Below are 26,906 nucleotides of genomic sequence, written 5' to 3'. Positions count from 1 at the left end.
CGAACAGGACCGTGAAACGACCTAGCGCCGATGATAGTATGGATTGCCCATGTGAAAGTAGGACACCGCCAGACTCCCTATAGAAGAACCCGGTTGATTAGTCAGCCGGGTTTCTTATTTTAGTACTGAGAAGTACAACAGAAGAAAAAACAATACCGCAGCAGCCCAATGGCTGCTGTTGCTGTATCTAGGTCAGAGAGGGAAGGACTGCTGACGCAGTGCTTCGTAGAGAACGATAGCTGCGGCGTTGGACAGGTTCAGTGAGCGGATGTGCTCTGACTGCGGGATTCGCAGACACTGCTCTGCGCGTGCCTGTGCGAATGCCTGGGGCAGTCCGGTGGTTTCGCGACCGAAGAGGAAGTAGATTTGCTGATTGCGATCGCTGTAGTCGAACTGAGTGTAGTTGCGAGTGCCGTAGGTTTCTATCAGGTAGACCTGTGCATTAGTCTGAGTTTCGGTTATGCATGATGAATGCTTTAGGTAACTGTATTGATGATGAGTAAACATCTATGTAAAATTATTGCATTATTTTATCGATATGCAGGGGAAAATAGTGACAGAATCAAGTCTTCCGTTAGTTGTGGATTTAGATGGAACATTAATTCTGACTGATTCATTACATGAAACCCTGATCAGTATGCTTAAATTATATCCGTTTAAGCTTTTCAAATTAATAAAAATATATTTCCAAGGTAAGGCAGAATTTAAAAAATTTGTCTATGAACATAGTGATTTTAATGCTGATAAAATACCTTATCGTCATGAATTAGTTAACTACATACAAAAGCAACGACAACAAGGAAGAAAAGTCATACTTGCTACTGCTGCCTATAAAGATATTGCATATAAAGTAGCGGATTTTTTGAATTGTTTTGATGATGTTATTGCTACGGATTCACAAAAAAATTTAAAAGGAATAAACAAATTTAATGCGATAGAACAGAAAATCGGACGAAAATTTATATATGCAGGGGATGATAGTGCTGATTTGCCAATTTGGAAAGAGGCTAGCGGAGCTATTGTTACAGGAAATAAAACTGATAAACTTATAAAAATAATAAAGCAAAGCGGAACGCCGGTATTAAAACAGTTCAGCAATAAAGATGAAAAAATGATGTCATGGCTGAAAGCCATACGTTTACATCAATGTTTAAAAAATCTACTTCTCTTTGTTCCACTCCTTACTTCTTTTCAGTTTTATGATTTTCAAAAATTTTTAATAGTATCTACTGCTTTTATTGCTTTTTCTTTAGGTGCATCAGCAACATATATTTTAAATGATTTATGGGATCTGGAAAATGACCGTCAGCATTTGAATAAAAGACATCGACCGTTTGCTTCTGGAAATTTATCGATTGCTCAGGGTTGTAGAGTAAGTTTATTGCTTTTAATGAGTGCAGGATTAATTTCTATTTTGATATCAAGATATTTTTTTGGTATATTTTTATTATATTTATTAATAACAACATTATATAGTTTAAGATTAAAACAGATTATTTTATTAGATATAATAGTTTTATCCGTTTTATATACCGTCAGAATATTAGCAGGCGGAGTAGTTGCTAATATAGAATTAAGTTACTCTTTACTGGCATTTTCTGTCTTAATATTCTTAAGTTTGGCTACTGTGAAACGTTGTGCCGAGTTAGTTTCAAAGTCTGATGAAAATAACTCCATTGCCGGTAGGGGGTATATAAAATCCGATTTAGATATTCTCTGGCCATTAGGTATCAGTACATATATTGGTGCCATTATTGTTTTTGGTCTTTATATTAATGCTCCGGAAACCATTGTTTATTATAGAACTCCTGCTTTATTATGGTTGGCACAATTATTGATGGTCTATCTGATTGGTAATTTATGGATGATGACTAAAAGAGGTTTAATGTACGATGACCCGATTGTATTTTTTATTCAAGATAAAAAAAGTCTGATTTTACTGGCTTTAATAATATATATCATATTGTTAGCCAGATATATTTAGTTTTCTGATTTGGAAGAGTTAGAGTGAATTTATTAACATTTATGCTTGCAGTTATCAGCGTTACACTAAATGCTCTGGCGCAAATTGCATTACGTAAAACTATGCAGACACTTGGGACGTTTCCCCAAAGTGCTTCTGATTATTTTTACTTTGGATATCACCTAATATTGAATGCATGGTTTATTACTGGTATGTGCTTTTATGCAATTAGTATTGGCTTATGGATGGCTGTATTGGGCAAAACTGAAGTGAGTCTGGCTTATCCGCTTTTATCAATTGGTTATATCATTACTGCTTTTATCGGGTATTTCTTCTTACATGAAAATGTTAATCTGCTTCGTATTATAGGTTTGATTACTATTTGTATAGGAATCATAATTATTTCCAGGAGTGCGTAAATTGCGTCATATTATTACCGGAGGTAGTGGGTTCACAGGACAGATTCTCATAAGAAAATTATTACAGAATGGCAATGAAGTAGTTAATTTTGACATAAAAAACTATACTGATTGCACTCTGGAAAAACAGAGTCAGTTTGTTTATGGTGATATACGTTCAGTTCAGGATATAAGAAAATTAAATCTTCAACCGGATGATATTGTTTATCATTTGGCTGCACGACAGTTTGCTGATAATGTACCCAGATCAAATCGTCAGGCTTGGTTTTTTGAGGTGAATGTTGCTGGTACTCAAAATATTTTGCAGGCAATGTCAGCAGCAGGTACAACCAGAATGGTATTTTTTTCTACTGATATGACCTATGGTATGGTGAATTCATGTCCGGTATCAGAGGAGCATCCCCAAAATCCTTTGGGACCTTATGGAAGCAGTAAAGTTGAAGCAGAAAAATTAATTCGAAGTTATGAAAAATTAAATGCTACTATTTTTCGTCCAAGACTGATTACTGGTGCTGGGCGTTTAGGTATATTAGGTAAATTATTCAGGCTGATATCTTTAAATTTACCTGTGCCGATGATAGGAAATGGTACTAATCGTTATCAAATGGTAAGTGTTGATGATTGTGTTACTGCCGCTTTGCAGGCCTGTAAAAATAACTTTCCCAGAGAAAATTTTAATTTGGGTTCATTAAATCCTCCGACAACCAGAGAGCTGTTAGAGGCAATCATCAAACATGCTAATTCAAAATCTTTTTTAATACCGGTTCCTGCAAGATTGATTAAACCGGTACTGTCCGGACTGGATAAAATAGGTATGACACTATTATATCCTGAGCAGTATGCCATTGCTGATCAGAATACTTTGCTTGATATTACAAAAGTTAATCAGTTGCTAGGCTGGTCACCTTCATGTTCAGATATAACTGCTATGTGTGCTGCATATGATAATTATATTAATATAAAGAAAACCCAATAATGAGTAATGAAAACGTAAATGTTAAAGAGGCATTGTTATTTTCAATATTTTATGCAATTTCAATAATTATTATATGTAGTCTGTTTCAGAGTGATTTTTTTTGTATTGATGATGCTTCTTATGAAATGCTTGGTTTTTTCAGACAGATTGGCCATATTTGGTCAGAAGGGAGAATACCTTTTATAGTTGACTCTATGTATATCGGTGGTAATGAGATGATTGATTTAGGTAAAGGTATATTTTTACCTCAGAATATTCTGGTTTCTCTTATTACTTCTCGTTTTCATCATATTCTGTTATCTGGCTGGATACTGGCTTTTATAAATATCGTATTGGTTTCGCTATCTTCTTTGGTTATTGCCAGAGTATTCAGATTACATAAATGTTATGCTTATACACTGGCCGCATTTACAGTTATTCAGCCGGTCTTTCTTTATCAGTATCTGGGTGCCTGGTGGAATGCGGCAAACGGACAGGCTTGGGCAATGGTGTCTATTGCCACATTTTTATTACTTAAAAAAAATTACTCTAAAATCAATATTATTCTAAACTTTATATCAGTTATTTTTTTGCTTTCTTCCGGCTGGCCACATGGAGTAATAGGTTATGCTGTGTTTGTCGGAATAACTCTGGTTTTTGAATTTAAACAATCAGGTAAATTAAATAAAGTTGTTTACTTGAGTATTCCGGCTATTCTGGCACTTATTTTTTCTTTCCCAATTTATTCCGAATATATTTTTTCGCATGATTTAACTAATCGCGTAAGTGGATTTGATAGTTCACTCAGAACTTTTATTCCTTCATGGTCTACTATTATTCTGGGTTTTTTTCCTACTTTTTATGATTATATGACTTATATCAGCTATAGGCTGGTGTTAGTACCTTTGGGTTTTTCTACTTTATTTTTACCTATGGTATTTTTTTACCGAAATATCAAAGAACTTTGGCAACGAGATAATATTCTGAAATGGTTTTCTACATTAATTATAATATTTTTTCTTTTATCACAAATGCCATCCCAGTTTGGCCCTTTGCGCTGGCCATTTCGATTTTTACCCTTTATTTCTTTTTTTATCTGTCTGGCTGTATTCTATATTTTACAGTATGCACATATTATCCAAGGTAAAAAGATAATATTAAATAAAAAAATTTATATTTCTTTATATATTATCTTAGGTGGATTTTTTTTATTTTTACCAGCTTATGCGGGCTTTGATACATTAACATTGATTCTGAGTTTAGTGTTGATGCTGTTTTTACTTGAACATGATTTATTTAATTTTAAAAAAAGTATATTAGTTAATTTTAATAAAAAATATTTTTTAGTTATTCTATTTGTATTTTGTCTGGTGTTTTTTAATTCTTGGAATCTTCATCCGTTTTATATTGTATTGCAAATTTTTTCTGTCTGGCTGCTTATATTGAGCCCGAAAATAATAGAGAGAAAAAGTTCATACGGGATGATAGGCTTAACTTTATTAATTTTATTATTGTTCCTTAACGGATTACCTACATTAGGCGGTTCTTATCAGCGTCAGACTGAATTAGCTGAACGTATTCAGTTACCAGATAATGTTAATTTACAAGGTTATGTTTTGTCTCTTCCATTAAATATTTATTTAAAACAAACCCGGCAATTAAATGATATTGCTTCAGCTCAGTTCGGTTTTTATGATATTAAATCAATAAATGGTTATTCTCCTGTAGGTAGTAAAAGACTCGAGAAAATATTACCGGTTAATCAGTCTGCACATGGTATTTTTACATCTAAACAGGCATTGGAGAATATTTTACAGAGTGCAAAAGGATTCAATGTTTGTCAGGCAGTGTTGATGCGGATTAGCACTATTATCGTTAATAAGGATGATTATGCTGCCTTTAGTCATCAGTTTAAGCAGTGCGGATATAGTGAAGTTCAGTCAGCAGATAGCCGTAGTGATTTGTATGTATCGTTACCATTTACTCTGACAAAAGGGTGGGAAAATAATTCTCCCTTTGTTTATCCTGATATAGCTGGTGTCAGAATTGTGAAACACGAAAATAATACAGATTGGGTTCAGATTCCAGAGCATAAAGATAATATTACTCTGATATTCCCGCGTTTATGGTGGTATGGTTATTCTGCTAAGATTGATGATCATATATTATCTGTTACTGCAGATAGTTCAGGTTCATTGGTACAGGTTTCCGTACCGTCTGATTTTAATGGAGTGTTACGTCTGAGTTATTTTCCGGTAACTTGGCGATATTTATGGTTTTTACCTATATTGGCAATAATGGGGTTGATAACTTTATTGTTTTTTAATGGTAAAGTTAAAGAAAGATTAAAACTTGAGTTAAAAATATTTTAAATCAGGGTTTAATTAAATAACTTTTCTAAATATAAAAATGCACTTTAAATTTCTAAAAGTGCATTTTTTTTGTTCTGTCATCAGACGAGTGTTTAGATTTTTTAATGTAAAAGAGACAAAACAGATTAATATTGAAAACTTTTTTTGGGCTATATAAATAACTGGTTTTTATTATTCCTATTTTGTTTTAAATATACTTAAAAAATTAATCTTATAAGACAATGTATTAAATTATTTTGTTTTGTCAATAATAATTTTGTTTGTTAAGCTATAGTCTTCTTAATTCATTAAAAATGTAAAGGTATGTTTATGAAAGAGATTCATGAGCTGATTGAAGCTGAGTTAAGTACTTTTGTTCAGCTGCGTCATGATATTCATCAACACCCTGAATTGGCTTTTGCAGAAAATCGAACCAGCGATAAAGTTGCCGGTTTGCTGGAGCAGTGGGGATATAAAGTTGAACGGGGTATTGGTGGTACTGGTCTGGTAGCGCAACTTCAAGCTGGAAATGGTGACAGACGGATTGGTATCCGGGCTGATATGGATGCATTGCCGATTACTGAAGAAAGCGGTGTTGCGCATACAAGCCAGCATACAGGCAAAATGCATGCATGTGGCCATGATGGACATACTGTAATGCTATTGGCTGCGGCTAAAGTATTAGCCAGCAGAAAATCGTTTAATGGTACATTGAATCTGATTTTTCAGCCGGCGGAGGAATATGGCAAATCTGGTAGTGGTGCTATGCGGATGATTGCTGATGGTCTGTTTGAAAAATATCCGTGTGATGCCGTATATGGTATGCATAATATGCCGGGTTATCCGCAGGGACAGTTACATTTTTATGATGGCTGGATGATGGCTTCATCTGATGTGGCCACTATTACAGTAAAAGGTGTGGGCGGGCATGGCGCGAAACCGCACAATACGCATGATCCGATTGTGGCTGCATCTTCTATCGTAATGGCTTTACAGACAATTGTGTCACGTAATGTCAGTCCGCTGGATTCGGCTGTGGTTACAGTAGGTATGTTTCATGCCGGTGTGGCGAATAACGTAATTCCTGAACAAGCTGAGCTAAAGTTGACTGTGCGTTGCTTCAAGCCTGAAGTACGTAAGCTGTTACAGCAACGTATTGTGGCAATCGCTCAGGCTCAGGCACAAAGCTTTAATGTTGTGGCTGAAGTGGATTATCAGCATGGATATGCTCCTGTATTTAATACCAGTAAAGAAACTCAGTTTGCACGTCAGGTGGCACGTGAAGTGGTAGTGGAAGAAAATATTGTCGATCAGACTGAACCAATGGCCGGAAGTGAAGATTTTGCATTTATGCTGGAAAAATGTCCGGGAAGTTATTTGTTTATTGGTAATGGTCTGAAAGAAGTGGATGCTGCTTCGGGTTTTGATTTGCATAATCCTTATTATGATTTCAATGATAAAAATATAGCTATTGGTGCGACATACTGGGTAGCACTGGCTGAGCGCTTTTTAAAATAAATCAGATTTGAATATTTTATAAAATAATTGGAGTAATGATATGAATACAGGACAAGTAGCTATAGAGCATAATAAGCCACCGGCGAAAGCGATTGCGGCGGCGGTGGCAGGGAATGCACTGGAATTTTATGATTTTATTATTTATTCATTTTTTGCAGTGTATATTGCGCAATCGTTTTTTCCCTCAACCAATAATGATAAATACACCAGTTTGCTTGCTGCAGTAGCTGTATATGGTGTCGGTTTTTTTACGCGACCGTTGGGTGGTTTACTTATTGGTGCCTATGCAGACAAGAAAGGTCGCCGGGCAGCGATGATGCTGACAGTGGCATTAATCACGCTGGGAACGCTGGGACTGGCTGTTACACCCAGCTATGAGGTGATCGGGATTGCAGCTCCTGTTATTGTGGTTATTGCACGTATGGTTCAGGGGCTGGCTTTAGGTGGAGAAGTAGGTCCGGCTTCAGCAATGCTGATTGAATCTGCTCCGCCAGATAAACGTGCTTTTTATGCCAGCTGGCAAATGGCCAGTCAGGGAATTGCGGTAGTGGTTGGTGGTTTGGTTGGTTTTACTGTTTCCAGTATTCTGACTCTGGAACAGTTGAATGCATGGGGCTGGCGCATCCCTTTTCTGATAAGTCTGGTATTAATTCCGATTGCTCTGTATATTCGCCGAGCCTTACCGGAAACACTGGAAGAACCGACTCATCACAGTGGTACTCAGATGATAAAAATCATATTTTCCCGTTATAGGAACGAGGTGATACTGGGAGTTATGGTGCTGATGTCGACGGCTATTACCGCTCAGGTAGGTAATTATATGACTACTTTTGCTATCGATACGTTTAAACTTAAGCCAAATATTGCGCAAATCTGCACTACTTCGGGTGGGTTGATGATGTTTGTGTTTTCATTACTGGCAGGTATGCTGGCTGATAAATATGGTCGTAAAAGTATTATATTATGGCCACGGGTGGCTTTAATGTTGCTGATTGTGCCGATGTTTTATCTGTTGGTAAAAACTGAAAGTGTGGCGATGCTGTTGCTGGTAACAATGATGGTAACGTTGTTAACAGGGATGAGCGGCGCCAGTAGTTTAGTGGCTATTCCGGAAATGATACCGTTTAAACTACGCGCAACCGCTGTATCACTAATTTATGCTATTAGTATAACTTTGTTTGGTGGTACGGCACAATTTGTGATTACCTGGCTGATCAAGCATTTTGGTGCAGTATCGCCGGCTTATTATGTAGCAGGTACCAGTTTATTATCTGTAATAGCTATTCTGATGATGCCGGAAACACGTCATATAAATGTAAAAGATTAAATCTATCATAATGATATAAAAATGCCGGCAAACAATGCCGGCGTTTTTTTTATATGCTCATTTAAATGATATTTTTCACTACTTCAACAACCTGTTCGATAGTGAAACCAAATTCCTGAAAGAGTTTCTCAGCTGGTGCGGATTCACCAAAACGATTAATACCAATAATGGCACCATTCGTACCCACGTATTTATACCATGAATCACTGACACCGGCTTCAATGGCAATACGAGGCAGATGAGCAGGTAAGACGCTGTCACGGTAGGCTTGATCCTGCTGATCAAAAATATGGGTATTAGGCATAGATACAACTGTTGTGGCAATACCTTGTTCAGCTAATTTGCTCTGAGCATTGATAGCCAGCTCCACTTCAGATCCTGTGGCAATAAGTACCGCCTGTGCAGCCTTTGTATCGGGTGCTTTCAGTACATAACCGCCACGACGGATATTGGCTAGCTGCTGGTTATCCCGTGGCATAAATGGTAACCCCTGACGGCTGAATATCAGGCAACTGGGGTGATTGGTTGCAGCGGCGGCATCTGCCCACGCTATCAGTGATTCGGCACTGTCACACGGTCGCCATACACTCATGTTCGGAATCAGACGCAGGGTGGCAATTTGTTCAACCGGCTGGTGTGTCGGACCATCTTCTCCCAAGCCGATAGAATCATGTGTGAATACAAATATCGGGTTGATTTTCATTAGTGCAGCCATGCGCAAAGCATTACGGGCGTATTCACTGAACATCAGGAAAGTAGCTCCGAATGGTTTGATACCACCGTGCAGGCTCAAACCATTCATAATGGCTGCCATACCAAATTCTCGTACGCCATAATGGATGTAATTGCCGCCACTGGTGGCTGTCACGGCAGTACTGCCAGACCAGTCGGTCAGGTTTGAGGGGGTAAGATCTGCAGATCCGCCTACAAATTCAGGTAGAATTTGTGCCAGAATTTCGATGCTGTTCTGACTGGCTTTGCGGGTGGCCACTTTTTCAGCTTTGCTGCATACTTCATTTAATGCATTTTGAACGTGTTCTTCAAAATTTTCCGGCAGTTTACCGTCCATGCGGCGGATAAATTCAGCTGCTTCAACAGGGTATTGTTGCTGATACCGATTAAACAGATTTTGCCACTGCTGTTCCAGTTGAGTACCGGCTTTAACTGCACTCCAGTCGTCATAGATTTTCTGCGGAATGGTAAATGGTTCATGTGTCCAGTTCAGAGCAGCGCGGGTAGCGGCAATTTCTTCGGCACCTAATGGTGCGCCATGGGTTTTATGGCTACCTTCTTTGTTAGCGGCACCTTTGCCGATTCTAGTTTTACAGCAGATAATCGATGGTTTCTCGGTTTCGGCTTTTGCTGCGGTAATGGCTGCGCGGATAGCGGTTTCATCATGGCCGTCTACATTGGCAACTGTGTGCCAGCCGTAAGAGGTAAAGCGTTCAGGAATGTTTTCGCTGAACCAATTGTCTACTTTGCCATCAATTGAGATGTTGTTGTCATCATACAGAACAATGAGTTTGCCCAATTTAAGCGTGCCGGCCAGTGAACATACTTCATGGGATATTCCTTCCATCAGACAGCCATCGCCGACAAATACGTAAGTATGGTGATCAACAATATTCAAGCCCGGTTTATTAAATCGGGCAGCCAGAATTTTTTCTGCTAGTGCCATACCAACGGCATTACCAATTCCTTGTCCAAGTGGTCCGGTTGTGGTTTCTACACCATCAGTGTAGCCATATTCCGGATGTCCCGGGGTCTTACTGTGCAGCTGGCGAAAGTTTTTCAGATCTTCAATACTGAGATTGTAACCGCTCAGATGCAGCAGACTATACAGCAGCATGGATGCGTGTCCGTTCGAAAGGATGAAACGGTCGCGGTTGTAAAACTTGGGGTTAGCTGGGTTGTGTTGCAGGAATTCGCGCCACACTACAGTAGCCATTTCGGCCATACCCATTGGTGCGCCCGGATGCCCTGAGTTAGCCTGTTCAATTGCGTCCATTGCCAGGAAGCGAATAGCATTAGCGAGATGTGAAGCCATGAAGTTGCCTTTTGATGAGGGGATTGCTGGTTGCAATAGCGATGTGAGTTAATGGACTGTACTCCGCCGCAAGAGACAAAGGTATCCAGTGCGAATTATCCTGAATCTGCACAAACCTTTCAAGGAAAGACTGTTTTTTGTCTGATTCTGATGGTTTGAAACGGTTGATTAATTAAGCTGAGGTATATGCTGGAAATGATTAAAAATATCGTATTTTCAGTAAATAAAATAATGATTGCATAAATTAATCTTATATTTTATGCTATTGTCAATTCATAGGTATGATTTGATCAGGTAACTTTATCAATCAAAGGAGAATACAGAGTGCAAAAGATTTGTATGATTCTGGTACTGTTGTTTGCTATGGCCTCGTTATGGGCCGCTGTTAATATTAATACTGCTTCTTCACAGCAGTTACAATCTTTACCGAATATTGGTGCAGTTAAAGCGCAGGCAATTATTGATTATCGCAATGCCCATGGACCTTTTCATTCCACGGAAGATATTATGCGTGTAAAAGGCATTGGTAAAGCAACTTATGAAAAATTGCAAAATGATATTAGTGTCAGGGGTGTAACGATTAATTCGAACCCAACTTCTAAATATCGTCGTGCTGTACCTGCTACCGCTGCATCCAGATAGTATTAGCTATCTGCATATACTTTTAGTCTCTGAATATGTTGGCTTTAATGTGATGATAAAAATTCTCAGCCTGCGGTGATAGTTTGCGCTCTTTATGTTTAATCAGATAAATGGAACGTTCCAGATTCATGTCTCTGACATCTCTGACTACGAGATTTTTATGTTCAAATTGAAATAATGTTAGTCTCGGTACTATGCCAATGCCATAATTAGCCGCTACCAATCCCATCATGGTGGTGAGCTGGCTAACTTCTACTACATAATTTATTCCAAATAAATCTACAATTTTATCAACGAAATGGCGAATGCTGGTACCTTTAGTAAATCCAATCATGCCATATTCAAGTAAATCTTTTAATTCAATATCTGCTTTGCTGGCCAGTGGATGATTGATATGACATATAAGATGAAATTTGTCAGAAAAAAGGAACTCAGCAGAAATTTCAGTTAAAGAGGGAGATTTTGCGGTTAATGCCAGTTCTGCATGTCCTTGTAACAGGGCTTGCAGGCACAAATCCCATTGTGTATCGAGTAATTCAACTTGGACATTGGCATGCTGATGATGAAAAGTAGCCAGTAGCTGTGAAACCCATTGTACGACGATAGACGGCATAACTGCCAGTACCAGTTTTTCCTTATGATTATTGGCATGTGAGCGGATTTCTTTGGTAGTGCGCTCATAGGCAAACATGAGTTCACGTGCCAGTTTGATGAAGTGGATTCCGTCTTCATTAAGCTGAACTTTACGGGTATCTCTGTCAAACAGGCGATAGCCGATTTCCTGTTCCAAATTGGCAATCAGACTACTAAATGCAGGCTGAGACAAATGGATCTTCTGAGCTGCACGGGTGAAGTTATCTTCTTCTACCAGCGCCAGAAAGGCTTTTATCTGCTTGATTGATATATTCATATAGCATTATTTGCCGTATTTAAATCCATATTGCTATCTACAATAGCATATTTAGCGTTAATACATATTGAGTTTTATCAAATTTTTCATATGCTGCCGGATTTATCGAATTTGTTTATTAATCGATTTTTATTATCGATTAGACAGGGTGTGTCGTTATGGTGAGAATGCAAAGGCTTTCTTAAATATTTATTCATTTATTCTTTTTTAATAATAACCCAAAAAGGGGATTCTTATGCTGGCTTTAGTAGGCATATTAACTATTGCAACTTTGCTATTTTGCATTATGAGCAAGCGGTTATCGCCAATAGTCGCTTTGATTATTATTCCTATTCTAGGGGCTGTAATCGCACTATATATCGTACCGTTGTTTCAGGGTAGTCTGGATGTAGTACCTCATTACACCGTTATACCAAAAATGGTGGTGACAGGAATATCCAAACTGGCACCTATGGCAGCGATGTTTGTGTTTGCCATTATTTTCTTCGGTGTGGTAAGTGATGCCGGGATGTTTGATCCGATTATTGCCAAGATTCTGAAGGTGGTAGGTACTAATCCCAAGAGAATTATTATTGGTACTGGTGTTCTGGCACTGATTGCGCATCTGGATGGTAATGGAGCAGTGACATTTCTGATTACAGTACCGGCCATGCTGCCTTTATATAACAAACTTGGTATTGATAAGCGAATTCTTGCCGGGATTACAGCACTGAGTGCCGGTGTAAATTTCCTGCCATGGACCGGACCGATGATTCGTGCTTCCGCAGCACTGGAGGTATCTACACATGATCTGTTTACGCCACTGATTCCGGCGCAAATTTGCGGGCTGGCATTTATGGTGTTTATGGGCTGGTACTGGGGACGCAAAGAAGAAAAACGCTTAGGTCTGGCCGGAGCCGGTGCTGGTGCAGTAATCGGTGGTGAAAATGAAGAAACAGCAACACATTTTGCGCCAAAAGAATTAACCGAAGAAGAGCAAAAGCTGCGTCGGCCGCATTTATTCTGGGCGAATATTACTCTGGTGATTCTGGTAATTACGGGTATGGTAGCCACAAAAATATCACCAGTGGTTATTTTTATGGTGGCCTGCTGTATTGCGCTGACATTAAATTACCGCAAACCTGCTGAACAATCTGCACGGATTAATGCTCATGCTAAGGGCGCGCTGATGATGGCATCCATTTTGTTTGCTGCCGGTGTGTTCACAGGCATTATGGGTGAATCCGGTATGCTCAAAGCTATGGCAAATTCAGCCGGTCATTTTGTACCTGACAGTTTGTCTTCTCATATTCCGTTTATTGTCAGTCTGGTAGCAATGCCGCTGAGTCTGGTGTTTGACCCTGATTCCTATTATTTCGGCATTATGCCGGTGGTGGCCAATATTGGTGGTTTCCCGCCTATTCAGGTAGCTCAGGCTTCTTTACTTGGGCAAATGACTACTGGTTTCCCGGTTAGTCCGCTGACTCCGGCTACCTTCCTGTTGTGCAGTCTGTCCGGCGTGGATTTGGCTGACCATCAGAAATTCTCTATTCCGATACTTTGGCTGGCTTCTATCGTGATGGCTGTAGGTGCGATGTTATTCGGAGTATTCCCGATATAAACAGGTTGTTTTTAAGTTGTTGAATGTAAAAAGGATATGACATATGAAAAAAATCAGAATTGGTTGTGGTGCCGGATATGGTGGCGACCGGATTGAACCGGCTGTAGAGCTGGCGGAAAAAGGGGATATTCAGTATCTGGTATTTGAATGTCTGGCTGAACGCACGATTGCTATCGGTCAGCGCCAGAAAAAGCATAATCCGGAAACCGGTTTTAATGAATTACTGGCAGCGCGTATGCAGGCAGTATTACCGGCCTGTCTGGAAAAGGGAATCAAGATTGTTACTAATATGGGTTCTGCCAATCCGCGTGCAGCAGCCAAAGTAACTGCCGAAATCGCACGTTCTCTGGGCGCAAAAAATCTGAAAATTGCCATTATTGAAGGCGATGATGTTTACGAACAGGTTATGCAGCAGGATCTGCCACTGGATGAGCTGCAAAAACCGGTTTCACAATGCGGTAAGAAAATTGTTTCAGCCAATGCGTATATCGGTGCTGAACCAATGTTACAGGCGCTGGACAACGGTGCTGATATTGTTATTGCCGGCCGTGTTTCTGACCCGTCTCTGTTCCTGTCAATCATGATGCATGAGTTTAAATGGGGTGCAGAAGATTGGGAGCATCTGGGTAAGGGCACTATTCTGGGACACTTGCTTGAGTGTGCCGGCCAGATCACTGGTGGTTATTTTGCTGATCCGGGTTACCGCGATGTACCTGATCTGGCACGTCTGGGCTTTCCGATTGCCGAAATCAGTGCCGATGGTGATGCAGTAATTACTAAAGTTGAAGGCTCTGGCGGCATGGTTACTCCTGATACCTGTAAGGAACAGATGCTGTATGAAATTCATCGCCCGGATGAATATAAAACACCGGATGTCACCGCAGATTTCACGCAGGTAACCTTTACACAAGTAGGTAAAGACCGTGTTGCTGTTACTGGCGGTACAGGTCGTGCCCGTCCTGAGACGCTGAAGGTATCTGTAGGTTATGAAGATGGTTTTATTGGTGAAGGTGAGATGAGCTATGCCGGTCCGGGAGCGGTAGAGCGCGGTCGTCTGGCACTGGCCATCGTAAAAGAGCGGTTTGAAATTGCACATGCAGAACCACAAGAGGTGCGTTTTGATCTGATTGGTATTGATTCTCTGCACGGTGCAACTTTGTCACAGAGCAGCCAGCCGTATGAAGTTCGTGTGCGTGTAGCCGGACGTTTCGCAACTAAAGCTGCGGCAGCAGTTGTGGGTAATGAAGTTGAAGCTTTATATACCAATGGTCCGGCCGGCGGTGGCGGTGCTATGAAATCTGTAAAAGAAATTGTGGCTATGGATTCAACATTTATTCCCCGTAATCTGGTGACAACCAGTATTGACTATCTGGAGGTTTGATAATGAAGTTACGTGAAATTGCACACTCTCGTACTGGTGATAAAGGTAATACTTCAAATATTTCGGTAATTGCTTATCGGCCTGAAGATTATGAACGTATTAAAACAGCAGTGACTGCGGAAAAGGTTAAAGCGTTTTTTGCAGATATCGTGACTGGTGATGTTGTGCGCTATGAATTACCGAATATTGGTGCACTGAATTTTGTTATGTATGGTGCTTTGGGTGGCGGTGTTACCCGTACGCTGGCACATGATATGCATGGTAAAGGTTTGAGTGCAGCAATTCTGGATATGGACATTGAGTAATTAATCACTTGCCGGCGGTGCTTTTCAGGGTATCGCCGGCAAATCAAATATTGTCATGGATCTATAACAAAATCAGTTGTTATGTATTTGTCCGGTCTTTGGTTTATCTCAGGTTAGAAGAGTATGAAAACAAAACAGCTCAGTTTAGCGGATGTGAAAAATCATCTGTGGGATGGAATGACCATTATGTTTGGCGGTTTTATGGGAATCGGTACGCCCGCCAGACTGGTACAGGCTATTCTGGATTCAGGGGTTAAGGATTTAACTATTATTGGAAATGATACTGCGTTTGTAGAAACCGGTGTCGGCCCGCTGATTACGAATAATCGTGTCAAAAAAGTGATTACTTCGCATATCGGTACTAATCCGGAAACCGGTAAGAAAATGATTGCCGGTGAGATTGAAGTTGAACTGGTACCGCAGGGTACGCTGGCAGAGCGGATTCGTGCTGCCGGCGCAGGTTTGGGTGGTGTGCTGACACCTACCGGATTGGGAACAATTGTCGAAGAAGGCAAACAGAAAATCGCGGTAAACGGACAGGAATACCTGCTTGAATTGCCATTACAGGCTGATCTGGCCATTGTGGAAGCAAAAACGGCAGATAAGCTGGGTAATCTGGTGTATGAACTGTCTGCTCAGAATTTTAATCCGCTGGTTGCTCTGGCTGCGAAAAAGGTAATTGTTGAAGCAGGTAATGTGGTTGAAGTGGGTGAGATTTCACCTGATGCGGCGACTACACCGGCAGCGCTGGTTGATTATATTGTTTATCCGGAATAAAGGAAGAGTCACCATGAATGCAAAAGAATTAATTGCACGCAGAATTGCGTTGGAATTCAATGACGGGGATGTGGTGAATCTGGGTATCGGTCTGCCGACTCAGGTAGCCAATTATGTACCGGAAGATATTCATATTACTTTGCAGTCTGAAAACGGTTTTCTCGGTCTGGCTGCACTGGATCCTGAAAAAGCCAATCCTAATCTGGTGAATGCAGGTGGTCAGCCATGTGGTATCGCTGCCGGCGGTTGTACTTTTGACAGTGCATTTTCATTTGCACTGATTCGCGGCGGCCATGTTGATGCTTGTGTACTGGGTGGTCTGGAAGTCGATCAGCAGGCAAATCTGGCAAACTGGATGGTGCCGGGAAAAATGGTACCGGGCATGGGTGGTGCAATGGATCTGGTAACTGGTTCGCGCCGGGTTATTATTGGTATGGAGCATTGTACTAAAAATGGTGAATCCAAAATTCTGAAAGAATGTACTTTACCGCTAACAGCAAAAAACAAAGTTAATCTGATTGTTACTGAATTAGCTGTGTTTGGTTTTAAAGACGGACAACTGGTTTTACTGGAACATGCCCCAGGCGTTGATCTGGAAACAATTAAGGCTAAAACTCAGGCTGAATTTACTGTGGCTGAAGATTTCCGTGAAATGGCAATCAGCCAGCGTGGTTTATAGGCTGGTAACAGTCAGATTTAGGAGTTAAATATGGAAAATGCAGTTATTGTCAGTGCAGCGCGTACGCCTGTAGGCAGCTTTAATGGTTCGCTGGCCAGTGTAGGTACGGTAGATTTGGGTAAGCTGGTTATTGCTGAAGCTTTAAACCGTGCCGGTGTTGAAAGCGGGCTGGTTGATGAAGTAGTGATGGGTAATGTGCTGCAGGCCGGGCTGGGACAGAATCCGGCACGACAGGCAGCCCTGGCAGCCGGACTGGCTGATAGTGTACCGGCGTATACTGTTAATAAAGTATGCGGTTCGGGATTAAAAACGGTAGCACTGGCCGCTCAGTCTATTGCTGCGCAGAATGCAGAGGTAGTGATAGCTGGCGGCATGGAAAATATGACGCGGGCACCATATCTGCTGGATAGCCGTGCACGCTGGGGCTATCGTATGGGTAATCAGCAGGTAATTGATACTATGGTACACGACGGGCTGACCTGTGCTACCAATCATTATCATATGGGGATTACTGCTGAAAATATTGCACAGAAATATCAGATCAGCCGGCTGGAACAGGATGAGCTGGCTTTACGTTCTCAGCAGCTGGCTGCGCAGGCGGTTGCAGCCGGTGTATTTGATGCAGAAATTGTGCCCGTAACAATTAAGTCACGTAAAGGTGATACTGTATTTGCACGTGATGAATATCCGCGGGCTGAGGCAACTGCTGAAGCACTGGCTAAATTGAAACCGGCATTCAGTGCCGATGGAACGGTGACTGCCGGCAACTCATCAGGAATTAATGATGGTGCTGCTGCTGTGTTGGTGATGGCGGAAAGCAAAGCAAAAGAACTCGGATTACAGCCTCTGGCACGTATTCGCAGTTATGCCAGTGCTGGTGTAAGCCCTGCACTGATGGGGCTGGGACCTGTACCAGCGACACAGAAAGCTTTGCAGAAGGCCGGTCTGGCACTGACTGATATTGATCTGGTTGAGGCAAATGAAGCTTTTGCTGCACAATTCCTCGGAGTAGGCCGCGAATTGCATTTTGATATGGATAAAACCAATATCCATGGTGGTGCGATTGCGATTGGTCATCCGATTGGAGCCAGTGGTACCCGCATTCTGGTAAGTCTGTTATATGGTATGCAGGCAAAAGATGTTCAGTTCGGGCTGGCTACGCTGTGTATCGGCGGCGGTCAGGGTATTGCAATGATTGTTGAGCGTATGTAATACAGTTTAATTTCACTGAATATCCAATTGAAAACAGACTATATATTAAACATATATAGTCTGTTTTTGCTTGAACGAAGAAAGCGCCGTTAAGGCGCTTATAAGTTATCGGATCAATCATTAAAACATCGTATTATTATTTTCTGCCTGTTCTGGTACATTTTGGATCACATCCCAATGCTCAACTATTTTTCCATCTTTAACTCGGAATATATCAACTACTGCTTTACCAAGATCATCTTTATTGATTTTAGAATGGACATGTAACCATACAATATCGCCCTCCACAGATGAACGAATTATGATGGCACTTGATTGCGGATTTTGTTTAAAGAAATCTTCGAAATAAGTAATCGCAGGTGTTCTACCATTAGCGACATAAGGATTATGTTGTTTATAATCTTCAGCCAGTGTTTTAGTTGCCTCAGCAAGTTGATGTTTATTAAAGAAGTTATTATAAAAATTGATAACCAGTGTTCGATTTTCTTCTTCTCGAGCGATATTTCTATGCTTTAAATCTTTTGCAGCGGCAACACTTGTGAAACTCAACAAACAAATACCAATTAAAAAGCTTTTTTTAATTACATTCATACCAACTCCAATTCCTATTTTTATTTTAATTTAGATAAACTCTATCTATAATGCGTTATTAATCTATAATGCAGACCGCTTGAATGGTCGCAATTAAACTAAATAAAACAATATAGTTATTTATTCGGATAAGAACTGTTGGATAGACTAATCCGGCCGTGATTATTTCTGCTGCTCTGCTATCATTTGCTGAATATCAGCCTCTGTCAGGTTATGTGTCTGATTGGCGAAAGAATAGCATTCCGGTTTGTTATCAATATAAACCTGAAGATTGAAATCCAGGGCGTCAGGCTGGTTAAGTGTCCATGCGGCTATATTGGTCGCTATTTTTTAAGTGATAATACAGATGAGTACCGCATTCTGAACAAAATCCGCGTTCCGCCCATTCTGATGAATTGTAATTTTTGATGAATTCTGTATTTTCAAACTGAATCTTACCATTATGCATAATTGTCATCAGCGGACCTGCACTCCATTTGCGGCAGGTACTGCAATGGCAGGCACTCAGTGAGTGGTTATCTGTTTCCAGAGAAAATTTAACTTTGCCGCAAAGACATGAACCTGATTGTTTGCTCATATACTCCCCCTTTATTGCAGATTAAATTATCAAAATTACTTGCCAGTATTGTATTCAGATTGCAGCTATGTAAAGTGCAATGATACAGATAACGCCCACTCCCCAGATACATGAACGGGCAAAAGATTTATCTTTAATGTAACAATAAAAATAACCAAGACGACTGAGAATAAACAATACGCTCCAGAAGTTAATGGTGAACTGGGCAGCGTTATCAGTTGCATGGGCAATAATGACCGCAGCAGCGAAAGGTGCAAATATTTCGTAACCATTTTGCTGTGCAGCATTAGCACGTGCAGCTTTACCCTGAGCTTTAGCCATAAATTCACGGGGCTGATGATTATCATTAGCTTTAAATCCACCACTTTTTTTAGCATAAGATGCTGCAATCCATGGCAGAAGCATGGCTATTAAAACACACCAGTAAGCAAGAGTCATAATGTTATACCTCGGTAGTATGTGTGTACTGCAATTAAATAAATTATGTGATGAGGCTGGTTAAGTACCGGCAGTTTTATCCTGTCTGTGACTTTACCCTATGGGTAAATTATAAGATAATTCAAAGTTTTTCAAGCTTTTTGTGATTTATAACTATTTTATCTGTTTGTGATGCGCTGATGTTGTCATTCTTTGGGAGGTACGGAGTGATATAGCAAATTTATCAGCGTTTTTTATTGTGGGAACTCAACCATGTTGTTTAAAAAGTTAGCTGATCAGGATGTGTCTGGCAAGACCGTTGTGATTCGGGTAGACATGAATGTGCCTATTAAAGATGGTGTTATTGTTGATGATACGCGTATTCGTGCTTCTTTAGCTTCGATTCGTTTTTGTTTGCAGCAGGGTGCAGCAGTTGTGGTGCTGACACATCTGGGACGACCGAAAGCCGGCGCTCCAAAACCGGAAGACAGTGTTGCTCCGGTGGCGCAACGATTAGGAGAATTATTAGGTCAGAATGTCAGTGTGGCAGAAGACTGGCGTGAACACAAACCACAGTTGCAGGCCGGACATGTAATCATGCTGCCTAATGTTCGTCTGAATATCGGCGAGAAGGAAAATGACCAAGCTCTGGCTGCAGCTTATGCTGCGCTTGGTGATATCTATGTTAATGATGCTTTTGGTACTGCACATCGTGCAGAAGCTTCTACAGCCGCAGTGGCAGAATTTGCACCGCTGGCCTGTGCCGGTATGCTGCTGACAGCTGAACTGGAAGCATTAACTCATGCAGTACAGAATCCGCAGGCTCCGGTAGTGGCTATTGTGGGCGGAAGTAAAGTATCAACTAAACTGACGATTCTGGAAAGTCTGGCCGATAAGGTGGATCATTTAATTGTAGGTGGCGGAATTGCCAATACATTTTTACTGGCAAAGGGACTGCCTGTAGGGCAATCGCTGGCTGAAGCTGATCTGGTTGATAGTGCACGGCAGATTATGGCCAAGATAGCTGCTAAGGGCGGTGATATTCCTTTGCCTGTTGATGTGGTGGCAGCCAAGCGTTTTGCTACTGATGCAGCTGCTGAAATTAAAAACGTAGCTGATGTGGCCGAAGACGATATGATTCTGGATATTGGTCCGCAATCAGCACAGAGACTGGCTGAGATGATGAAAGAGGCAAAAACGATTGTCTGGAATGGTCCTGTAGGTGTATTCGAATTTGCTGCATTTGCTCATGGTACTAAGGTGCTGGCAAAGGCAATTGCTGATAGTGATGCTTATTCAATTGCCGGTGGCGGTGATACGCTGGCTGCAATTGCTCAGTTTGGTATTACTGATGATATCAGTTATATCAGTACCGGTGGCGGGGCATTTCTGGAGTTTCTTGAAGGTAAGACTTTACCGGCCGTTGCCGCGCTGACTGCACGAGCCTGATTGCTAATTTTATTTATCGGCATCGTTACGGATGCTTTTTTAGGCGAAATTGCTTAATACGGCAATTTCGCTTTTTTCATGTCTGTTGTTTTTATGATGATTCAATGACATAAGAAGTTAACTTCTTTCCGGCAGAAACATATTTTGTTGTATGTGAATAAAACTCGGATTGTACTGAGATAAGTACATTATTCGAGTATCCCTCCTGTATTAAAAAACTGAGTGTTAATTTTTTGACAATGGCTTATTTAAAGGTTAATAATTTAGTTACTTTGTAAATTTTAATTTATTTATGTTTATTTAAAGTATCTTTTTGTATTTATTAATTTATAAATAACTAATTTTAAATAATTTAAAAATATTGCTGCCTGATAAGTAAAGTTTTATGTACTTTGCATGTTGGTTAGCAATATTTATTCACACATTCAGGTTAGGAGTAGTTGATGTCTGGTTCTTCAGGAAGTTGCTGGCGTAATCTGCCACGCTGGCTGCTTGTATTGATATTGCTGGCTGGCGGTCTGGCGCTAGGCTATGGCGGAATTAAGCTATTGATACTGGGCGGTTCCGGCTATTATTTACTGGCTGGTATTGCTTATCTGGTACTTTCGATAATGGTTGGTTTGCGTAAGTCTTATACTGCCTTGTTTTCGCTGGCAGTGTTTGTGGCAACGCTAATTTGGGCATTAACAGATGCAACGGAGTTAACTTATTGGGCTCTGATGCCGCGTCTGGTTATACCTGCACTGTTTCTTATGATGACTTTGTGGTCGGGCAGTGGCTATCAGGGTGTTTCAGCTTCCGGGTGCCGTTTTTATAATTTTAGCGGTGTTGTTATATTTCTGGCTTTACTGGCTACGCTGATTGCGTCGTTTTATCCGCATGGTCAGATTCGTAATCAGATTAATATCAGTGAGAATGCTGATGCGGCACATGAAAATGCTCAAAATCCGTCTGACTGGGCATTTTTTGGCAGAAATCAGCGCGGTACCCGCTTTGCGCCGTATACCCAGATAAATCCGGATAATGTGCGTAATCTGCAGGTAGCATGGACATTTCATACTGGCCGCCGTACTTCTGGTAAAGCAATCGGTGTAGACGAAAATACACCATTGCAGATTGGTGACAAGCTGTATTCATGCACACCGGAAAATTTGGTATCTGCAATTGATGCGGATACCGGTAAGCTAATCTGGCGCTTTGATCCTAAAGCACGTACTGCCGAGCATGTAACCTGCCGCGGGGTAGGCTATTATGATATGGATAAGGATGATAGCCTGACCAATGCTGAAAAAGCCGCTTATACACAGTCTGCATGCCGGCGCAGAATTGTTGTATCTACAGTGGATGCACGTCTGTTTACTCTGGATGCAGATAAAGGGACGTTATGTCCGGGTTTTGGTGACAATGGTTATGTGAATCTCAAGGCTTATATGGGGCCGACTGAAAACAGTAAGCGCTATCATCCGACTTCTCTGCCGGTAATGATGGGACATTTAACTGTTGTAGGCGGCTGGGTTCGCGATATTGTTCACGGTGAACCATCTGGTGCGGTACGGGCATTTGATGTACGTGACGGTAAGCTGGTGTGGACATGGGATATTGGTAAACCTGAGGGGCTGGCTAAGCCCGGTCAGAATTACACACTTGAAACACCTAATGTCTGGACTATTCCTACTTATGATAAAGAACTGAATCTGGTTTATTTACCAACCGGCAATGGACCGCCGGATTACTGGGGTGGTGACCGCAATCATATTAAGGAAAAATTCGGGGCAGCAGTGGTTGCTCTGGATGCCAGCACCGGTAAATTACGCTGGGTACGTCAGCTGGTTCACCATGATGTATGGGATTATGATTTGCCTTCTCAGCCTGTACTGTATGATGTTACCAATGATAAAGGCCAGAAAATTCCTGCTCTGATTCAAACTACTAAAACCGGGCAGATTTTTGTAATTGACCGGCGAAACGGGGAATTTGTCACTAAAGTTGTGGAAAGCCCTGTACCTACAGTTCCGGCAGCCGAAGGTGAACATTTGTCTGCTACGCAGCCTGATTCTGTGGGTATGCCCAATATTGGTAATGAGCCGCTGACTGAACGCAGTATGTGGGGTATCACACCGTTTGACCAGTTATATTGCCGTATTCTGTTTAAGAATTCTGTATACAAAGGCCGGTTTACGCCACCGGGTGCACAGCCGTATATTGAATGGCCAAGTCTGCTTGGCGGCATGAACTGGGGTGGTATCTCAATTGATGAATCACGGAATCTGATGTTTGTGAACGATATGCGCATGGCACTGCGTATGCAGTTGGTTACCCGTGAGGAGGCAAAACAGTTCAAGGTTTCTACTGATGAAGTACCGGGATTTATGGGTACGATTCGGCCGCAGGTTGCCGGTATTTATGGCGGTGTGAAAATCGACATTCTGCAATCTCCGCTGGGTGTACCATGTCAGCAGCCGCCATTTGGTACGCTGAGTGCCATTGATTTGAACACCAAGCAGCTAGTATGGCAGGTGCCAATGGGCACGGTTCAGGATACCGGACCTCTGAATATTAAGACAAAACAGCCAATGCCGATTGGTATGCCTACACTGGGTGGTCCGACAGCCACTGCCTCAGGTCTGGTATTTTTTGCCGGTACGCAGGATTATTATCTGCGTGCAATAGATGCCAAAACTGGTAAGGAAGTTTGGAAAGCACGCCTGCCAGTGGGTTCGGTTGCTGCTCCGCTGATTTATGTCTCTCCGAAAACCGGTAAGGAGTATGTGGTTATTTCAGCCGGCGGTACCAGCCATTCAAATGATGTTGGTGACTATGTAATTGCTTATGCGTTGCCGGATAAAAAGTAAATCTGACCAGCACTAAAAAACAGCACCTGGGACGGGTGCTGTTTTTTAAAGAATTAATAAAATTGTTTACTAATTAATTTCAATTATATTCATGATTTTACATACTACTATGAAATACTGTTTGTTAAATATGAATGTATTCTTAACTCAAATAACAAGGAGTTGTGTTATGAAAACTTTTATCCGTGTAGTAACGCTTGCTGCTTTGTCTTCAATGAGTATGGGTGCTTTTGCTGCTGCTGGAACAGAACAGCCGCCGACAGCAGTAGTCACTGAAACTGAAACAGTGGTTGTGCATGAGCAGAAACCGGTTTTGGGTCCGGTAAATCCACATTCAATTTTGCCTCAGTTGAATTTAAGTAATCAGCAAAGGGCACTGGTACAGAAAATTGATCATCAGTATGCCAGCCAGCGTCCGCTTATGAGCAATGAAAATCGTCAGATTCTGGCTAATTTGCAACAGGAGCGTAAAAATCTAGTATTAAATAAGCAATTTGATGATGTTAAAGCTAAAAATATGATTGCACAGGAACAGCGTCTTTGGGCTGAACAGCAACAGGCACGTGCTGATTATGATTTTTTACAGTTAAAACGCGAACATGATATCTATCAGATTCTAACTCCGAAACAGCAACAGCAATATTGGCGTTTGCGTCAGCAACAGAAGTTGCTGCACTCCAAAGCGCGATAATTTATTGTTACTGTAGTTCGGTTTTGTGATTTAAAACCCCGCATTGCGGGGTTTTTATTTTTCTTTGGTAAGAAATATTTATCAGAATTTAATCTGTGCTCGTGCCCACAGTGTGCGTCCTGGCTCGTTAACTCGGTATTGTTGTACGGAATAGGTATCAAAATCATAAGCAGATTTATTTACTGCTTCGGCATAGGTTTTGTTAAAAACATTGTCGATACCGATTTGTACCAGCATATTTTTACCGGGTTTCCAGCCGGCATTTAATGCCAGTGTCCCAAAGCCGCTGCTCTGACCTAAGTCCATGCCAACAATGTTGCCCTGATTTCTGGCATAGCGGTGCTGACTGGTAGCAACACGCCACAAGGCACCGGCGCTGAAATGCTCGTTTTCCCAGTTGAGGTAAGTACGCCATTCCAGTGGCGGGGTTTGTGCCAGTGGTCGTTTATCACTGCGGTTACTGGCATAGGTATAGGCGAGGCTGCCGCCAAGATTCCAGTGTGGTGCGAACTGCCAGTTGGTTCTGGCTTCGAAGCCATAGCGGCGCGCATCTATCTGGCGGGCTGAATTTTTGCTGTTAATGCTTTCAATCAGAATAAAATCATTGATTTGTCCTGCAAAAATATCAATTGAGCTGCTGATACTGTTACCTTGATAACTTAAACCGGCATCGATTTCATGGTTGGTTTCCTTACGCAATTTTTCGCCGTTGGCTTTACTGCGTTCCCAGTAATCAGGAGCACGCTCGGCAATACCATAGCCGAGATAGCTGGTTAGTTTATTGTTGCGGTGTTCCAGACGGATAAAACCGGCATTCAGTCCCTGATGCTGGCGCAAATACTTTGAGGCAATGGCATTTTTCTGCGGATTAAATAGGGTACTGGTCCAGTCATGACGAAAACCGCCAAAGAGACTATTATTATCATTTATATTCCATTCACTCTGAATATAGGCACCGTGCCGTTTATAAGTCTGGTTCCAGATAAAGGGCAGTTTGTAATAATTTTCTGCCTGCTGTTTATTGGTACTCATTACCATCGGCCGGGTACTGACTTCATCATTCTGCCAGTCTGCACCGATTTCACTGTGTGTATTTCCCAACTCTATCTGTGCTGACAATTTAGCTGATTTTATTTCACGCGAAGGATTCATTACTGAATACATGCGGCGTACCGGCATGGTGGTATGCATACCATTCATATTTGGCATATCCGATGCCATTTTGCTCATACCGGAAGCCATCTTCATTGGTGCAGGAGTACGCAGACTGAAATTATCCATCACATGGTCGATTTTGCTGCGACCATATTCAAACTGTAGCTGACTCAGCCAGTTGGTGATATTTTGCTGGCGCAATTTCATTGACCAGCCATGGCGGTCGAACTGGGTGCCGTCCATGCTGCGGTCGGCATAGCGGGCATGGCCGGTGCTGTGTTCATATTGTACAGCCAGCAGGGTGTCAGTAAATGGGGTGAGAGCTGCCTGAGCCATCTGATTATTGCGTTTGAATGCAGAATGAATGGTGTCTCCATTACCGTCTTTGTAATCTTTAGACTCATTGTGACTGGCATTGAGCCGCAGCCAGCCATACTGATTACCCAGTGTACCGTCGATATAAGCATCACTGCGCCCGAATGATCCTTTTGTAAAGGCACTGTCTAATTTGGCAGTAGGCTGAGATAGTGGTTTTTCATCACGGATAAAACGTACAGAACCGCTAATCATTCCCGGCCCCTGATTAACTGCTTGTGGTCCCTTGGTAATAATGACTCTGTCGTAGCTGGCCGGAAACAGATAGGAGGTGGGCGGGTCCATGCGTCCGGGACAGCCGCCCAGTACAAACTGGTCGTCAGCACTGATCAGCAGGCGTGAACCGCCCAAACCGCGTAGCAGAGGATCACCTGAGCTACCGCCTTTACGCGTGACACTCATTCCTGCAATTGATTTAAGTAAATCAGCACCGTCCTGTGCGGGTAAAGGCTGAAGGGCTGTTTTGGGGTTGATTACTTCAACTCCCGAGGTACTTTGTTTGGAAGCGACCACCACTACCGGACTTAATTCTGCTGTATGCGGTTCTGTATTTTCTGGTTGTGGCTGGGCACGAACTGTAGAAATAAGACAGGACAGGGCTAAGAAGAAAAGAGATTTGTCACGATAATGCATGGGAGTGCCTGAATGGCTGAAATAATGTAATTTATTATATCTTAAAAAATATAAATGAATCTTTGAATAAATTTAATTTT

The 26,906-nt window shown here is 41.5% G+C and carries 23 protein-coding genes; 16 read left to right on the top strand and 7 right to left on the bottom strand.

Annotated features, from left to right (window positions below; genetic code table 11):
• Positions 1 to 192: 192 nt before the first annotated feature.
• The gene (locus H3T75_RS09325; RefSeq protein WP_198211579.1) at positions 193 to 507 is read right to left on the bottom strand and encodes a tRNA (cytidine(34)-2'-O)-methyltransferase; all 315 of its coding nucleotides are present in this window, start codon (positions 505 to 507) and stop codon (positions 193 to 195) included.
• A gap of 46 nt (positions 508 to 553) precedes the next feature.
• Between H3T75_RS09325 and H3T75_RS09320 the strand changes: the two genes are divergently transcribed.
• From H3T75_RS09320 to H3T75_RS09295, 6 genes are all read left to right on the top strand, one after another.
• Positions 554 to 1,984 (top strand): UbiA family prenyltransferase, encoded by a 1,431-nt coding sequence (locus tag H3T75_RS09320; protein WP_198211578.1) that lies wholly within the window; start codon positions 554 to 556, stop codon positions 1,982 to 1,984.
• Between the two features lie 23 nt (positions 1,985 to 2,007).
• A complete protein-coding gene (locus H3T75_RS10980) occupies positions 2,008 to 2,382 on the top strand; it encodes an EamA family transporter (protein ID WP_198211577.1) in 375 nt (124 codons plus the stop codon).
• Between the two features lies 1 nt (position 2,383).
• Positions 2,384 to 3,358 (top strand): NAD(P)-dependent oxidoreductase, encoded by a 975-nt coding sequence (locus H3T75_RS09310; protein ID WP_096765460.1) that lies wholly within the window; start codon positions 2,384 to 2,386, stop codon positions 3,356 to 3,358.
• A 485-nt stretch (positions 3,359 to 3,843) separates the two neighbouring features.
• Positions 3,844 to 5,709, top strand: coding sequence for a hypothetical protein (locus H3T75_RS09305; RefSeq protein WP_198211576.1), 1,866 nt, complete (start codon positions 3,844 to 3,846; stop codon positions 5,707 to 5,709).
• Positions 5,710 to 6,018: 309 nt separating this feature from the next.
• Positions 6,019 to 7,206, top strand: coding sequence for a M20 aminoacylase family protein (locus H3T75_RS09300; RefSeq protein WP_198211575.1), 1,188 nt, complete (start codon positions 6,019 to 6,021; stop codon positions 7,204 to 7,206).
• A gap of 40 nt (positions 7,207 to 7,246) precedes the next feature.
• Positions 7,247 to 8,533 (top strand): MFS transporter, encoded by a 1,287-nt coding sequence (locus tag H3T75_RS09295; protein WP_078474608.1) that lies wholly within the window; start codon positions 7,247 to 7,249, stop codon positions 8,531 to 8,533.
• Between the two features lie 61 nt (positions 8,534 to 8,594).
• Here the strand turns inward: H3T75_RS09295 and tkt are convergent, their stop codons facing one another.
• The gene (gene tkt / locus H3T75_RS09290) at positions 8,595 to 10,580 is read right to left on the bottom strand and encodes a transketolase (RefSeq protein WP_198211574.1); all 1,986 of its coding nucleotides are present in this window, start codon (positions 10,578 to 10,580) and stop codon (positions 8,595 to 8,597) included.
• Positions 10,581 to 10,904: 324 nt separating this feature from the next.
• Between tkt and H3T75_RS09285 the strand changes: the two genes are divergently transcribed.
• Positions 10,905 to 11,222 (top strand): ComEA family DNA-binding protein, encoded by a 318-nt coding sequence (locus H3T75_RS09285; protein WP_244895543.1) that lies wholly within the window; start codon positions 10,905 to 10,907, stop codon positions 11,220 to 11,222.
• A 22-nt stretch (positions 11,223 to 11,244) separates the two neighbouring features.
• On the opposite strand, the gene H3T75_RS09280 is transcribed toward H3T75_RS09285, so the two are convergent.
• Positions 11,245 to 12,132, bottom strand: a complete 888-nt coding sequence (locus H3T75_RS09280) for a LysR family transcriptional regulator (RefSeq protein ID WP_025329971.1) — start codon at positions 12,130 to 12,132, stop codon at positions 11,245 to 11,247.
• A gap of 235 nt (positions 12,133 to 12,367) precedes the next feature.
• Between H3T75_RS09280 and H3T75_RS09275 the strand changes: the two genes are divergently transcribed.
• From H3T75_RS09275 to H3T75_RS09250, 6 genes are all read left to right on the top strand, one after another.
• A complete protein-coding gene (locus H3T75_RS09275; RefSeq protein WP_025329972.1) occupies positions 12,368 to 13,732 on the top strand; it encodes a CitMHS family transporter in 1,365 nt (454 codons plus the stop codon).
• 43 nt (positions 13,733 to 13,775) lie between these two features.
• On the top strand, positions 13,776 to 15,113 hold the full coding sequence (locus H3T75_RS09270; RefSeq protein ID WP_198211573.1) for an acyclic terpene utilization AtuA family protein: 1,338 nt from the start codon (positions 13,776 to 13,778) through the stop codon (positions 15,111 to 15,113).
• 2 nt (positions 15,114 to 15,115) lie between these two features.
• Complete coding sequence (locus tag H3T75_RS09265) at positions 15,116 to 15,418, top strand: hypothetical protein (protein ID WP_084585961.1); 303 nt, start codon at positions 15,116 to 15,118, stop codon at positions 15,416 to 15,418.
• Positions 15,419 to 15,541: 123 nt separating this feature from the next.
• On the top strand, positions 15,542 to 16,195 hold the full coding sequence (gene atoD / locus H3T75_RS09260; RefSeq protein ID WP_025329975.1) for an acetate CoA-transferase subunit alpha: 654 nt from the start codon (positions 15,542 to 15,544) through the stop codon (positions 16,193 to 16,195).
• A gap of 13 nt (positions 16,196 to 16,208) precedes the next feature.
• A complete protein-coding gene (locus H3T75_RS09255; RefSeq protein ID WP_037392084.1) occupies positions 16,209 to 16,874 on the top strand; it encodes a 3-oxoacid CoA-transferase subunit B in 666 nt (221 codons plus the stop codon).
• A gap of 30 nt (positions 16,875 to 16,904) precedes the next feature.
• Positions 16,905 to 18,086, top strand: coding sequence for an acetyl-CoA C-acetyltransferase (locus H3T75_RS09250; protein WP_084585962.1), 1,182 nt, complete (start codon positions 16,905 to 16,907; stop codon positions 18,084 to 18,086).
• A gap of 120 nt (positions 18,087 to 18,206) precedes the next feature.
• Here H3T75_RS09250 and H3T75_RS09245 read toward each other — a convergent pair whose 3' ends face one another.
• From H3T75_RS09245 to H3T75_RS09235, 3 genes are all read right to left on the bottom strand, one after another.
• Complete coding sequence (locus tag H3T75_RS09245) at positions 18,207 to 18,677, bottom strand: ester cyclase (RefSeq protein ID WP_198211572.1); 471 nt, start codon at positions 18,675 to 18,677, stop codon at positions 18,207 to 18,209.
• A 295-nt stretch (positions 18,678 to 18,972) separates the two neighbouring features.
• Positions 18,973 to 19,254, bottom strand: coding sequence for a GFA family protein (locus tag H3T75_RS09240; RefSeq protein WP_198211571.1), 282 nt, complete (start codon positions 19,252 to 19,254; stop codon positions 18,973 to 18,975).
• A gap of 54 nt (positions 19,255 to 19,308) precedes the next feature.
• A complete protein-coding gene (locus H3T75_RS09235; RefSeq protein WP_198211570.1) occupies positions 19,309 to 19,692 on the bottom strand; it encodes an MAPEG family protein in 384 nt (127 codons plus the stop codon).
• A 252-nt stretch (positions 19,693 to 19,944) separates the two neighbouring features.
• On the opposite strand from H3T75_RS09235, the gene H3T75_RS09230 reads away from it, so the two are divergent.
• From H3T75_RS09230 to H3T75_RS09220, 3 genes are all read left to right on the top strand, one after another.
• Positions 19,945 to 21,120 (top strand): phosphoglycerate kinase, encoded by a 1,176-nt coding sequence (locus H3T75_RS09230; protein ID WP_198211569.1) that lies wholly within the window; start codon positions 19,945 to 19,947, stop codon positions 21,118 to 21,120.
• Positions 21,121 to 21,563: 443 nt separating this feature from the next.
• Positions 21,564 to 23,972, top strand: coding sequence for a membrane-bound PQQ-dependent dehydrogenase, glucose/quinate/shikimate family (locus tag H3T75_RS09225; protein WP_198211568.1), 2,409 nt, complete (start codon positions 21,564 to 21,566; stop codon positions 23,970 to 23,972).
• A 169-nt stretch (positions 23,973 to 24,141) separates the two neighbouring features.
• Positions 24,142 to 24,663 (top strand): Spy/CpxP family protein refolding chaperone, encoded by a 522-nt coding sequence (locus H3T75_RS09220; protein ID WP_025329983.1) that lies wholly within the window; start codon positions 24,142 to 24,144, stop codon positions 24,661 to 24,663.
• 81 nt (positions 24,664 to 24,744) lie between these two features.
• Here H3T75_RS09220 and H3T75_RS09215 read toward each other — a convergent pair whose 3' ends face one another.
• Entirely contained in the window at positions 24,745 to 26,826 is a 2,082-nt protein-coding gene (locus H3T75_RS09215) for a TonB-dependent receptor domain-containing protein (RefSeq protein ID WP_198211567.1), read from the bottom strand.
• Positions 26,827 to 26,906 lie beyond the last annotated feature (80 nt).

The sequence above is a fragment of the Snodgrassella sp. W8135 genome (assembly GCF_016101225.1).
Lineage (GTDB): Bacteria > Pseudomonadota > Gammaproteobacteria > Burkholderiales > Neisseriaceae > Snodgrassella > Snodgrassella alvi.
This window is presented reverse-complemented; position numbering and strand designations above follow the sequence as displayed.